Origin of the sequence: Lentzea fradiae, from assembly GCF_900100955.1 — a bacterium.
Taxonomy (GTDB): domain Bacteria; phylum Actinomycetota; class Actinomycetes; order Mycobacteriales; family Pseudonocardiaceae; genus Lentzea; species Lentzea fradiae.
Genome location: NZ_FNCC01000012.1, coordinates 18,420 through 32,009 on the forward strand (window position 1 = coordinate 18,420; position 13,590 = coordinate 32,009).

Genomic DNA, 13,590 nt, shown 5'->3' on the forward strand with positions numbered 1-13,590 from the left:
CCCCGCTCACACTCGCGCGCCGAGCAGCCCGAGCGTCTCGGCGGCACGCGTGGCGGGCTCGGCGCCGAGCCGTTCGAGTCCTTTGTGGACGAACGAGAGGCTCAGCCGGAACACCAGCCAGCCCACCTCCTCGCCGTCGCGCCTGCGGAAGTCGAACGGGTCCCCGACCATGTCGGAGGTCCACGTGCCGAGGCGGTCGTGCAAGTGGGTGGGAACCAGCGAGAGCGCGCTCAGGCCGTAGCGCAGCTGCACCAGGCAGGACATCAGCTCCAGCCGGGCCTCCTCTCCTGCGTCGGCGGGACGCCCGAGATACGCCTTCACGAACTCCTGGCGCACCACGTCGTCCATGTGCAGCGAGAGCACGGCGTTGGCGAGGTCGTAGAACGGGTCGCCGACGCCCAGGTGGTCGAAGTCGATGAGCCACGCGCGCACGTCGTCGAACACGACGTTGCCGTGGTTGAGGTCGTTGTGGCACAGGCGATCGGGGACCCCGAGCCGGGCGAGCGCCGCCCGCAGGTCGTCGAACCGCCGAGACGCCTCGCGGTGCAGGGCCAGCTCCGGCACACCGTCCGCGATCGCCGCCACCGCGGCGGTGGCGGCCTGCTCCTTGGCGACGTGCAGGCGCGGCTCGCCGGGCATGTCGAGGGCGTGCAGCGCGCGCAGCACCCGTGCGAGCGAAAGGGCCTGCCACAGCGCCACGGGCCGTTCGGCGGGAGCGCCGTCGATCTCGTCCATGACCAGCACGCCGGCCTCGGCGTCGGCGTGCCGCACGCGCGGGCCGATGCCGTGGTCTCCCAGCAGCGTGGCGGCGGCGAACTCCGTGGCCACGACGCCCTCCTCGGCGAAGTCCAGGTCGATCAGGCGGGCGACCCCGCGGGTGGCACCGCTCCCGACCGCGTAGGCGCACGCCCACGGCGTGGGGGTGGGAGGAAAGGCGCGCACGGGCGCGCCGCCGCCCAGCCCGAGGAGCTCCAGAACACCCGCGAGGCGGGGATCAGCGCGCATGGGTCACCTCATTTCCGCTCAGCTTCTCCTGCAGCATCAGCCGGGCCCGATACTTCGTCAAGGCGGTCATCGACGCACCCGATGGGGTATTTCGACAAATTCGATGAGCACCCCCGAAAAATCGTACGAGTCCTTACCAAGCCACGCCCGTGTGACGTGGATCTCTCCACCTTGACGGTCTCGACGCCCGTTTCTTAAGTTGCGTCAAGCCGGTGCGGAGAATGCAATCCAGCCGGGTTCGACACGCGTTCCGAACTCCGCGACAAGGTCACTGCCAGGGGTTTTACCGCGCAGCACCGCTCTGGGCACACAGTGGGAGCGGCTGTCGCGGGCGTGGTCGAGGACATTCACCTGGGGGCTGAATCTTGCGCCAAGACATCGCTATTGTCGGCATGGCATGCAGATTTCCCGGGGCCACGCACGCGGGCGCGTTCTGGGAGAATCTCGCGAACGGCCGGTCCGGGATAACCGAAGTCGGCCCCGACCACTGGAGCGCGGCGGACTTCTATTCGCCCGGCGGTGCCGGGAGCGGACGGGTCAACAGCAAGTGGATCGGCGCCCTGAGCGGCTCCCGCGACTTCGACCACGCGTTCTTCAACGTCTCCCCGCGGGAGGCGGTCGCGCTCGACCCGCAGCACCGGATCCTGCTGGAGGAAGCCTGGCACTGCCTGGAGGACTCCGGCCTGCCGCCCGAGCTGCTGCGCGGCTCGCGGACGTCGGTGAACATCGCCCTGTCCGTGCACGACTACCTGCTCAGGTCGACGGCCGCTGACAAGCCCGTCGACGTGTTCGACCCGATCGGCAACTACCACTGCGTAGCCGCCAACCGCATCTCGTACTTCCTCGGCCTCAACGGGCCCAGCCGCGCCGTCGACACCGCCTGTTCGTCCTCGCTGGTGGCGCTCAGCCACGGCCGCCAGGACCTGCTGCACGAGGACTGCGACTTCGCCCTCGTCGGCGGGGTGAACCTGGTGTCCTCGCCGTGGCGGTACCTCGCGTTCACCCAGTCCCGGATGCTGAGCCCGGACGGCCGGTGCTTCACCTTCGACTCCAGGGCCAACGGCTACGTGCCCGGCGAGGGTGCCGGTGTGGTGCTGCTGACCACCCTGGCGAACGCCGAACGGCTCGGCTGCCACGTCTACGGCGTCCTCAAGGGCATCGCCACGAACCACAACGGGCACAACCGGAACATCACCGCGCCGAGCGTGCCCGCCCAGGTCGACGTCATCCGGCGCGCGCTGGCCGACGCACGGGTCGACCCGTCCGAGGTGTCGTACGTGGAGGCCCACGGCACCGGCACCAGCCTGGGCGACCCGATCGAGGTGGAGGCGCTCGACGTCGCCTACGCCCGGCACGACCGGGCGGCGCCGCTGGCGGTCGGCTCGGTCAAGACCAACATCGGCCACGTCGAGGCCGGCGCGGGCATGGCCGGGCTGATCAAGGTCCTGCTCATGCTGCGGAACGGGACGATCGCGCCCACGCTCGGCATCGAGCGGGTGAACCCGCTCATCGAGGACACGGCGGACCGGATCGAGTTCCCCGCCGAGGCCGTGCCGTGGCCGGGTGACGGGCCGCGGACGGCGGGCATCAGCTCGTTCGGTTTCGGCGGCGTCAACTGCCACGCCATCGTGGCGGAACACCTGCCGAGCGAACACCAGCAGGAACCCGCACCCGCCGGCCCGCCGGTGTTCACCCTCGCGGCCAAGACACCTGCCGCACTGCGGCGGGCGCTCGGCGAGTGGGCGGAGCACGTGCGGCCCGCGTCGCCGGAGACCCTCGCCGACCTCTGCCGTGCGTCGAACCAACGGGACTCCTCGCTGCCCCACCGTTTCGCGGCCCGCGCCGAAGAACTCGTCGCGGCGCTCGGCCGTGCGGAGATCCGGCACAGCGAGTCCTCCCCCGACCTCACCGTCGTGCTGAGCGCAGACGCCTTCGACGCCACGGCTGTGCTGGCGGAAGCCAGTGCGAGCCCCGCACGGGAACAGTTCGTCGCGCGCCTCGCGGTGTTGCGAGCGCTGGCCGAACGCAAGGTGCACGCGGCCGAACTGGTCGCGCTCTGCGCCGATGGTGCCGCTGCCGCGATGGTGCACACAGGTATGGCATCGGTCGCCGACGCCGCCGACGCGCTTGCGAACGGCGTTCTCGTCGCGACGGCGCCACCGGCCGCCGCCGTGCATATCGGCGGAAAGCTGTTTCTCCCCAACGAGTTCACGGCCGACTACCTGACCGAGTTGTCCGGCAGCTGCGCCCGTTCGGTGGAGGCGGTCGCGAGCTACGCGGCGCGGGCGGCCGGGCTGCTCGGGCACCAGCACACCTTCACGCGTGCGCTGAGCGGCTGGGTGAATCCGGTCCGGGCTCACGGCTTCGACCTGATCGAGACCGTGCACGCGTTCGACGTCGAAGCCGAGTCGCTGACGCCGGGGCACCGGGCGATGCTCGCCCTCGCGATCGACGTGGCGCAGGCGGAGATCGACGACGCCTGGGGCCTGACGCCCGCCCGGTGGCTCGACGCGGGCACGCACGAGCTGGCGGGCCTCGTCCGTCGCGGCATCATCTCGCCCGCGACCGCACTGGACCTCCTCACCGGTGAGGCCGACCCCGTGGCGATCGCCGCGCAGGCCCGCGACCACCGCGACGTCCGCTCCTCGGCGCTCACCGATCTGCCCTTGCTGCGGCACCGGACCGAAGAACGCTACCGCAGACTTCACGTCACGCTTCCCGCAACCGCCGAAGACTTTCCCAGCCTCGACACGACTTGTCTGGCCGTCATCGGTGGTACCGAACCGGGTGCGGTGCGGGTCGATCCGTCCACACCGGACTCGTTCGCCGACGGCCTGATCCAGCTCTGGTACGCGGGTTGCCCGGTCGACTGGGCCGGTTCCCAGCTCGGGACCCGCCGCGTTCCCGGGCTGCCCGGCTACTCGTTCGACGCGCACGAGCACTGGCACGAGGTGCACGAACGCCAGGCACCCGCCGCTCAGCCGCCGGTGACCGGGCGACCGGCGGACCCCTCCACCGACCAGCTCGACGACCTGCGGAACCTGTTGCGCGAGCTCGTCAGCGAGGGCACCAAGAACCCGCTCCCGCTCGTGCAGGCGGAGACCCCGTTCGCCGACCTCGGCATCGACTCGCTGATCATCCACTCGCTCAACGGCGAGCTGCACAAGCGCTTCGGTGACGTCTCCGCCACGCTCTTCTTCGAGTGCCGCGACATCCGTTCGCTCGCCGACCGCGTGCTCCGCGACCACGGACCGGCCGTCACCACCTACTTCACCGGCCAGCCCGCCGCACCGCGACAGGAACGACCCGAGACCCCCGCGCCACAACGGGACCAGCCCGTGGCCCTCGCACCGGCGCCGCGCCGGGCCGAGACCGCGCCCGGCGCCGCCGAGCCCATCGCGATCATCGGCCTCGACGCCAGGTTCCCCGGCGCCGACTCGCTCGCCGAGTTCTGGTCCCTGCTGTGCGACGGCGGCGACGCGATCACCGAGATCCCGCGCGACCGGTGGGACCACGACCGCTACTTCGACCCCCGCCGAGGCGTCCCCGGCAAGGTGTACGCCCGGTGGGGCGGGTTCCTGTCCGACGTCGACCTGTTCGACGCGGCGGCGTTCGGCATCGCGCCGGCCGACGCCGAGTTCATGGACCCGCAGGAGCGGCTGTTCCTGGAGTCCGCGCACGCGTGCCTCGAAGTCGCGGGCTACTCGCGGGAACGGCTGAGCGCCGAGCACGACAACGAGGTCGGCGTGTTCGCCGGTGCCAGCTTCAACAACTACCAGCTGCTCCAGCACGAAGCCGACCTGGCCGGGCACGGCGTCCTCAACTCGCAGACCTACGCCATCTCCAACCGGGTGTCATTCACGTTCGACCTGCGCGGTCCCAGCCTCACGCTGGACACCGCGTGCTCGTCGTCGCTCTACGCCCTCCACGTGGCCTGCGAGAGCCTGCGCCGCGGCGAGTGCCAGCTGGCGCTCGCGGGCGGGGTGAACCTGACGCTGCACCCGTCGAAGTTCCAGATGATGGCGCGCTACCGGTTCCTGTCCTCCGACGGCCGGTGCCGGGCGTTCGGCGCGGGCGGCGACGGCTACGTCCCCGCCGAGACCGTCGGCAGCTTCCTGCTCAAACCGCTGACCGCCGCCGAACGCGACGGCGACCGCATCCACGGCGTCATCAGAGGGAGCGCTCTCAGCCACGGCGGCAGGACCACCGGGTTCACCGTCCCCAGCCCGGCCGCGCAGGCGCGGGCGATCGAACGGGCCCTGCGCCAGGCCGCCGTCGACCCCGGTGCGATCAGCTACGTCGAGGCGCACGGCACCGGCACCGCGCTGGGCGACCCGATCGAGGTCGCCGGTCTCACGGCGGCGTTCGGCTCGCAGCGCGGGCAGTACTGCGCCATCGGCTCGGTGAAGTCCAACATCGGGCACGGCGAGGCGGCGGCGGGCGTGGCCCAGGTCGCCAAGGTGGTCCTGCAGATGCAGCACCGCACCCTCGTGCCGTCGTTGCTGCACTCCGAGCGGACGAACCCCGCGATCGACTTCGCGAGCTCGCCCGTCTACGTGCAGCAACGCCTGGAGGACTGGAGACCCGCACGCGGCGGCGTCCCGCTGCTCGCCGGGGTCACCTCGATCGGCGCGGGCGGCACAAACGTCCACCTCGTCATGGAGGAGTACCGCGGATGAGCACCGGAGCGCCGACGAGCCCAGCCCGTTACGTCCTAACGATCTCGGCGGGCAGCGAGGAGTCGCTCGCCGCGCACGCGCACGACCTGGCGGCCTTCCTCTCCGGCGGATCGCGGCCGGAGCGCCGCCTGTTCGCCCACGCGACGACGCTGCCGGCGGTCGCCGTGACGCTCCTGAACTTCCGGCGCAGTGCGACGCACCGGCTCGCGTTCACCGCGGCGACGGTGCAGGAGGCGGCCGACCGGCTCACCGCCTTCACCGAGAACGCCTCCGAGCCCCAGTTCCTGGCACCACAGGGGCTGTACGCGAACGTCGTGCGGCACAACGTTTTCACTGGCGAGGCAGAGGATCGGGAGTACCTGCTGGCACTCGCCGCGAACGCACGGCACGAGCAGCTCGCTAAGCTGTGGTCGGCCGGGTTCCCGATCGACTGGCGACCCGTCTACCCCGCTCTCGCCGGGGTGCGGCCGGTCTACCTGCCACCGACCCCGTTGAACCGGCGCCGCCACTGGCCCCGGCCTGCACCCCAGGAAGCCGTTGCACCGCAGGAAGTCATCCAACCACCACGGGAAGCCGTTGCGGTACAACCACCCCAGCCTGCCGCACCTCCGGACGACGGGTTCGCCGCCGAGCTGGCCGGACTGCCGGTCGCGTTGCGCGTGCGCCGGTTGAGCGGCTACCTGCAAGGCCGGATCGCCCCGCTGCTCGGCTACCCCGAGGGCGAGCTGCCGCGCACCGACCTCGGGTTCTTCGACCTGGGCATGTCGTCCATCCACCTCGGCCAGGTGCGTCAGGCCATCGTCGAGGACACCGGGTTCGAGCCCGGCGAGACGTCGGCGTTCGACCACCCGACGATCGCCGGGTTCGCCTCCTACCTGGCTCAGGAGCTGGCGGGTCCAAGACCTGCGCCGCAGCCCGCGCTGCTGCACACCCTCAGCCAGGACGACATCGACCGGTTGTCCGTTCACGACCTGGAACGCGCGCTCGTCGAGGCGACTTCATGACCGGCTACCTGGACGCCGACCACGAGATCCGCACGCTCAAGGCGTTGCTGCGGAAGTCGCTCGACACGATCCGCGAGCTGAACCAAGCGGAGCCCGACCCTATCGCGATCGTCGGCATGTCGTGCGAACTTCCGGGTGGTGTCACCACACCCGAGGAGTACTGGTCGCTGCTGCGCTCCGGCCGCGAGTGCTCGCGGGACCAGCCTGCCGGTGAGTGGGTGGCGGACGTCTACCGCCGCTACTTCGAGCAGCACCCGCGCGCGGCGCGGAACGCCCGCGCGAACTTCCTCGACAACGACGTCACCCTGTTCGACCCGCGTGCCTTCAGCGTCTCGCCCAAGGAAGCGCGGGACATGGACCCGACGCAACGGCTGGCGTTGAAGCTCACGGCCCAGGCGCTGGAACGCGCGGGGTACCGGCCGCGGCATGTGGAGGGCCGGGTCGGGGTGTACTTCGGCGTGATCGGCGGCGAGTACGGCGCGCTGGCCCGCCAGTCGGCCGAGCCGGGCTCGTACGTCGCCACGGGCTCGCTCAACAGCGTGGTGGCCGGCCGGATCAGCCACACGTTCGACTTCTCCGGTCCCGCCGTGGCCGTCGACACCGCGTGCTCCTCCTCGCTGGTGGCGTTGCACCTGGCGTGCGAGGGCATCCGCTCCGGGGACTGCGACGTGGCCGTGGTGGGCGGGGTGAACCTGCTGCTCGACCCGTCGATCTTCACCGTGCTGTCCGGCTTCGGCGCGCTGTCCGCCGACGGGCGGTGCCGGCCGTTCGCCGCGGAGGGCGAGGGTTACGGCCGCGGCGAGGGCGGCGGCGCGGTGGTCCTGAAGCGCTGGAGCGACGCGGTGCGCGACCGCGACGACGTGCTGGCCGTGGTCCGTGCCACCTCGATCAACCACGACGGTTCGTGCAGCGGGCTGACGGTGCCGAACGGGCGCGCGCAACGGGCGTTGATCGAGCAGACGCTGCGGCGGTCGGACCTGCGGGCCTCCGACGTCGACTACCTGGAGGCCCACGGCACGGGCACCCGGCTGGGCGACCCCATCGAGATGTCGGCTGTGAGCGAGGTCTACGGCCGCGACCGCCCCGCGGACCGGCCGCTCGTCGTCGGCTCCGCGAAGGCCCAGATCGGGCACCTCGAAGCCGCGTCGGGCATCGCGTCGCTCATCAAGCTCGTCCTGGTGCTGCGCAACGGCTTCGTCCCGGCCCAGCCCGTCGCCGGGAACCCCAACCCGGCCCTCGACTTCGACCGGCTCGGGCTGCGGCCACCGGCGGCGGAGACACGGCTGACGTCCGCGCGGCCGGTCGGTGCCGTGAGCTCCTTCGGCTTCAGCGGCACGAACGGGCACGCGATCCTGTCCGCCGCCCCGCCGGAGGAGACGACGCGGACGGGACAGCGGCTGAGTACACAGCCGGTGCTGCTGTCGGCCCGGTCGGCCGCCGCGCTGACCGCCAGGATGAACCACGTGGCCGACTTCTTGGCGGACAGCGACGCCGATCTGGCTGACATCGGCTTCACCCTCGCCGTCGGCAGGGACCACGGCCCGTTCCGCACGTACCTGCTCGGCGAGTCACGCGACCAGGTCGTGCGCGCGCTGCGGGCCCGGCTCGCCGCCGCACCGCTCGTGACCCCGTCGCGCCTCTTCCAGTCGGACACGGCCAAGCTCGGCTTCTTCGTGGGGGCGGCGGACCGCGGCCGGCACACCCGCCGGTGGTACGGCCTGTTCTCGCCCTTCCGCGACGGGTTCGACCGGATCGGCGCGGCCTGGTCCGCGACGGGCGCACCGGCATTGACCCGCTGGCTCGACTCGGACGCCCATCCCGAGGACGCGGCGGAGTGCGCGGCACTGCACCTCGCGCTGCTGTGCGGCACCGTGCGGCTGTGGCGGGCGTTCGGCGTCCAGCCCGCGATCTGGGCGGCCGAGGGCATCGGGTGCTTCGCCGTCGCCGTCGAGACCGGCGCCCGCACCCCTGGTGAGGCCGTCACCGAGCTGAGCCTGCTGGCCGAGGGTGCCGGGGTGGGCCCGGACGGGACCGTGCCGCTCAGCGGGCCGCGGGCACTTCCCGGCACACCCGGCCGGTCCGTCGACGCGGCCGTGATCTGCCCACGCGACGGCGGATTCGCCGGACCGCGGCAGTTCGCCGACCCGGCGTACTGGGCCTCAGCCACCACGGCCCGTGCCGATCTCGCCGCCGCCGCGCGGCTGTGCGTGGAGCACGACGTGCACCTGGGCATGACGATCGGCGACGGCGACCGGCAGCTCCTCGAACCGGTGCTCGGCGTCATCGGCGGGTCCGAGGACACCGACGACCCGCGGCACGCCCTCCTGCTCCGGCTGGTGCGCCTGTACGAGCTGGGGTTCGACCTCGACTGGCGTCCCCTCTACGAACACACCGCAGTGCGCCGGACCAGCGTGCCCACGAGCCCTCTCGACGAGACCGCGCACGCCTTCGAGGTCACCGCACCACGTCCGGTCGTCGCGCCCGCCCTGCAACCGGTGCGGCACCTGTCCCCCGGTGGCGCGGTCGAGGTCGGCTTCGAGCTCGACCCCGCTGAGCTGGACCTCGCCGACACCCACCACGTCGTGCACATCGGCTACTTCGTCGAGATGCTGCTGCGGGGACTCAGGACCGTGGCGCCGGACCGCACGTTCGAGGTGACCGACATGCGGTTCAGCGCCGCGCTCGTGGTGCCGGACGCGCCCCGCACGATCCGGCTCGTGTTCGACGGGTTTCCTGGCGCCCGAACGACGTTCGCCTTCCACTCGCTCACCGACGCGGCGAACAACCAATGGCAGCAACACGTGCACGGCGAACTCAGTGCCGACCCGGTGCTGCGGCCGGTCTCCGCTCGTTCGACGACTGGCGAACGTGTGTGCTCCGGTGCCGAGTTCTACGCCGACATGGAAGCTCGCGGTATGCCGCTCGGACCGAGCGTGCGCGCTGTCGGAGATGTTTTCCGCGACGGCACCAGGACTTGGGCAAGTGTTGCCGCCGGCCACCGTATCGTCACTGAGGAAGCGGTCACCCGTGTCGCTCCCGGGCTGCTGGACGCGTGCGCGCAGCTCTTCCACGCCGCGCTGCCTCCTTCAAACCGGTCCGCCGCGCTGATGGTGGAACGGTTGCAGGGCCTGGTCGTGCACGCGGGAGCACCTGCCGTGGCGTCCGAGCTGCACCTCGATGACGTGCGGGCCGACGGCGACGGCCTCTCCGGACGCGTCGTGGTCTACGATGCGGACCGTGCGGTGGTGCTTCAGTGCGCCACCGCCACCATGCGCGTCGTCGAGGGAGGCGTCACGTCGGTGCTGGCCGCCGCGGGCCCGGTGAGCGCCGAGCTGGGCGTCACCCCCGGCGAACTGGCTGCCGCCGCCGCAGGCGACCGGCCCGCCGTCGAAGGTGCCGTGCGGCGCCTGCTGGCCGCGCTGACCGGCGCACCGCCGGACAGCATCGGACCGCGCGACTCGACGACCGCGCTCGGCGTCGACTCGTTGCAGGCCACCACCCTGCACCGGGCCCTGCGCCCGCTCGATCCGGATGGACGGGTGCAGCTCGGTGACGTCGTCGCCGGGATCTCCGTCGCCGACCTGGCGGCACGGCTGCTCCACGGGCGCAACGGCGTTGCCGTGAAACGAGAGCGAGCTTCCACCGGCTACCTGAAGCCTCGCGCCGGAAAGGCCGCGGTCCGGCTGCTCTGCCTCCCTTACGGCGGCGGCAGCACGCTCCTGTTCCAGCGGTGGCAAGGACTGCTCGGCGACGACGTGGACGTGTGTCCCGTGGCGCTTCCCGGCCGTGGTGAGCGCATCAGGGAACCGTTGCTGCCCAACGTGTACGACGTCGTGGACGCTCTCGCGCCGGAAGTCGCCGCGGCCTGTGACAAGCCCGTCGTGATCTACGGTCACAGCGCGGGCGCCCTCATCGGCTACCTGCTGGCACTGCGGCTTCGGCGGGACGGCGTCACCGTCGTGCGGCACCTCGTCGCCGGTGCGTTCAGCAGCCCGGGCACGTCGGAGAACCCGTTCTACCGCGACTGCTCCCGCGCACTCGCAGCCGCGGGGTACGACGGAGTGCCGAGCACCGAAGTCATCGAGGCGTTGGACGCGAAAGCGCTCCACGCGCTCGCGAAACTCCTGCGCCTGCCCACACCACAGGACGTGGACACCGAGTTCCTGCGGCTCATGCTTCCGGTCCTGGCCAACGACATCCGTCTCGTCGGCAGCTTCCGGCCCGCCGATGCCGGCCTGCTCGACATCCCGGTCACCGCCGTGCACGGCGTGCGGGACGACCGCGTGACCGAGGACGAGATGCGCGCCTGGCGCCACCGCACCACCGCCGGGTTCGACTTCCACGCCCTGGCGGGCGACCACTTCTTCCTGCACCCCGACCAGCGGCAGCTCGAACTGCTCGACATCATTCGCGAGGTTCTGAAATGACGACAGAGGACACGGCCGAGGTCGAGGTGCTGGTGGTCGGCGCGGGCCCGGTCGGCCTGACGCTCGCCTGCGCGCTCGCCGACAACGACGTGCGGGTGCGGGTGATCGACAAGTCCGGCCACTGGTCACCGATGAGCAAGGCCATGACACTCACGCCGCGCACGCTGGAGTGCTTCCACATGCTCGGCGTCGCCGAGGAGTGCCTGCGCGACGGCATCATGTCCCGCCGGATCAACCACCACGGGCAGGACGGCGGCCTCATCGGCGTGGCGGACCTCGGTCAGCTCGAAGGCGACTACCTCGGCCTGCTGCAGATCAGCCAGAGCGCCACCACGGGCATCCTGGACCGGGCGGCGGCCGGTCGGGGCCTCACCGTCGAACGCGGCCGGGCGCTCGTCGACATCGAGGTCGAGGGCGACGCGCACCGCTGCCACCTGCGCGACACGGACGGCCGGACCTCCACGGTCACCGCGCGGTTCGTCGTCGGCGCGGACGGCGGCCGCAGCCGGGTCCGCGAGATCGTCGGCGCGGTCTTCGACGGCGCCGAGCAGGACGAGACGTTCATCATGGCCGACATCGTGATGAGCGGCTTCCCGCACGAACCGGAGGAACGGCACCAGTTCTGGCTCGACGAGGGCACGTTCCTCGCCGTGCTGCCGATCGACGGCCGGGTGTTCCGGCTCGTCTCCACGTGCCGGGTCGCCTCGCAGGAGGTGGACGAGGAGTTCGTGCTGCGCCGGTTCACCGAGCTGCTGAAGACGCTCAAGCTCGACGCCGTGGCGTTGGGCGACCCGTACTGGATCAGCCGGTTCAACCCGCGCCAGTTCATCGCGGAACGCTTCCGGCACCAGGGGATCTTCCTGTCCGGTGACGCCGCGCACGTGCAGAGCCCGATCGGCGCACAGGGCCTGAACACCGGCATCCAGGACGCGACGGACCTCGCCTGGAAAATCGCGCTCGTGTTGCGCGCCAAGGCGGGCGACTCCCTGCTGGAGAGCTACCACGCGGAACGGTTCCCGGTGGCGCAGGCGTTGTTCGACTACAACAACATGCTGAGCGCACGCGTCTTCGGCCGCGACGAGCAGGAGCGGCGGCGGTTGCGCAGCCAGAACGAGCGGCTGCACGAACCCGCCTACCACGCCGAGGAGATCGCGAAGCTGAGCCAGTTCGCCGTGACCTACCCGGCACTGGCCGGGTCCGTCACGCGGTCCGGTGTCGTCGCGGGCCGACGCATGCCCTCCTGCTCACTGACTTCGCCGTCCGGCCCGTTCGACCTGTTGCAGGAACTGGGCGTGCGGCGGCACGTCGTCCTCGCGTTCGCGGGTGGCGGGTCGTCGCCCGGCCGGACGCTGGAGAGGTACCGGGAGCGCCTGGGAGACGACGCGGTGCGCGTTTTCACCGTGCACGAACGGATTTCGGCCCGCCAGCGGTACGGGATGCCGGAAGGACCGCACGCTTTGGTCGACATCGCAGGGCGGTGCCGGGAGCGCCTCGGTCTCCTGCCGGGAGACGTCGTGGTCGTCCGTCCGGACGGCTTCGTCGGCGCGGTCGCGGACGGATCGTCTCTGTCCACACTGGACTCTTACCTCGACCGCCTGTTCGCGTGACCGCCGACCGAAGGGGGACACCATGCCGGTGATCATGTTCACGGGCCAGGGCTCGCAGTTCCCCGGCATGGGCCGGGACGTGCTCGACGAGTTCCCCGAGCACCTCGCCCAGGCGGACGAGGTGCTCGGCTACTCGGTCAGGGACCTGTGCCTGCACGACGAGCACGGCAGACTGGCGTCCACGAGGTACGCCCAGCCCGCGCTGTACGTCGTGAACGTGCTGACCTACCTGCGCCTCCGGCGCGAGTGCGGAGTCGAACCGTCGGCGCTCCTCGGCCACAGCCTCGGTGAGTACTGTGCGCTGCACGTCGCGGGCGTCTTCGACTTCGCCAGCGGACTCGCCTTGGTGGCACGGCGCGGTGAGCTGATGGCCGACGCCGCCGGGGGCGGTATGGCCGCGGTCATCGGGCTCGACGCGGACGCGGTGCACGACGCCCTCGCGAGCTGGAGCGGCGGCGGGCTCTGGGCCGCCGGGTACAACACACCGGACCAGACCGTGCTTTCCGGCTCCTCCGAGCAGGTGAGGGCAGCCCGGCAGCACTTCCTCGACGCGGGCGCCCGGTCCTACGTGCCGCTGAACGTCAGCGGCGCCTTCCACTCCCCGCTGATGGCGAGCGCCAAGGCGGAGTTCGCCCGCGTGCTGGACCGGGCGGTCCTGCGGGCGCCGCGCATCCCGGTCGTCAGCAACAGCACCGGGAGGCTCCACACCGCCGACCGGCTCGGCCTGGACCTGGGCGAGCAGATCTCCGGCCCGGTCAGGTGGGTGCAGAGCGTGCGGCTGCTGGCCGGGCGCGGGGAGACCGGCTGGATCGAGGCGGGCCCCAAGAAGGTCCTCACCCCGATGGTCGGCGCCGTCCTGGCCGCCTGA

At 71.6% G+C, this 13,590-nt stretch carries 6 protein-coding genes; 5 read left to right on the forward strand and 1 reads right to left on the reverse strand.

Annotated elements, in window-relative coordinates; translation table 11 throughout:
• Nucleotides 1-6: 6 nt before the first annotated feature.
• Nucleotides 7-1,005: an aminoglycoside phosphotransferase family protein gene (locus BLT23_RS27385; RefSeq protein ID WP_090053936.1), complete on the reverse strand. Its 999-nt coding sequence runs from the start codon at nucleotides 1,003-1,005 to the stop codon at nucleotides 7-9.
• 365 nt (nucleotides 1,006-1,370) lie between these two features.
• Between BLT23_RS27385 and BLT23_RS27390 the strand changes: the two genes are divergently transcribed.
• Genes BLT23_RS27390 through fabD form a run of 5 tightly spaced genes read left to right on the forward strand, consistent with a single transcriptional unit; the run spans nucleotide 1,371 to nucleotide 13,590 of the window.
• Nucleotides 1,371-5,684, forward strand: coding sequence for a beta-ketoacyl synthase N-terminal-like domain-containing protein (locus tag BLT23_RS27390; RefSeq protein ID WP_281248903.1), 4,314 nt, complete (start codon nucleotides 1,371-1,373; stop codon nucleotides 5,682-5,684).
• Nucleotides 5,681-6,688, forward strand: a complete 1,008-nt coding sequence (locus BLT23_RS27395) for an acyl carrier protein (protein ID WP_090053940.1) — start codon at nucleotides 5,681-5,683, stop codon at nucleotides 6,686-6,688. The genes BLT23_RS27390 and BLT23_RS27395 overlap by 4 nt, the downstream gene beginning before the upstream one ends.
• The gene (locus BLT23_RS27400; protein ID WP_090053942.1) at nucleotides 6,685-11,115 is read left to right on the forward strand and encodes a beta-ketoacyl synthase N-terminal-like domain-containing protein; all 4,431 of its coding nucleotides are present in this window, start codon (nucleotides 6,685-6,687) and stop codon (nucleotides 11,113-11,115) included. Before BLT23_RS27395 ends, BLT23_RS27400 begins: the two co-directional genes overlap by 4 nt.
• A complete protein-coding gene (locus BLT23_RS27405; protein ID WP_090053944.1) occupies nucleotides 11,112-12,722 on the forward strand; it encodes an FAD-dependent monooxygenase in 1,611 nt (536 codons plus the stop codon). Before BLT23_RS27400 ends, BLT23_RS27405 begins: the two co-directional genes overlap by 4 nt.
• Nucleotides 12,723-12,744: 22 nt before the next feature.
• Nucleotides 12,745-13,590, forward strand: coding sequence for an ACP S-malonyltransferase (gene fabD, locus BLT23_RS27410; protein ID WP_090053946.1), 846 nt, complete (start codon nucleotides 12,745-12,747; stop codon nucleotides 13,588-13,590).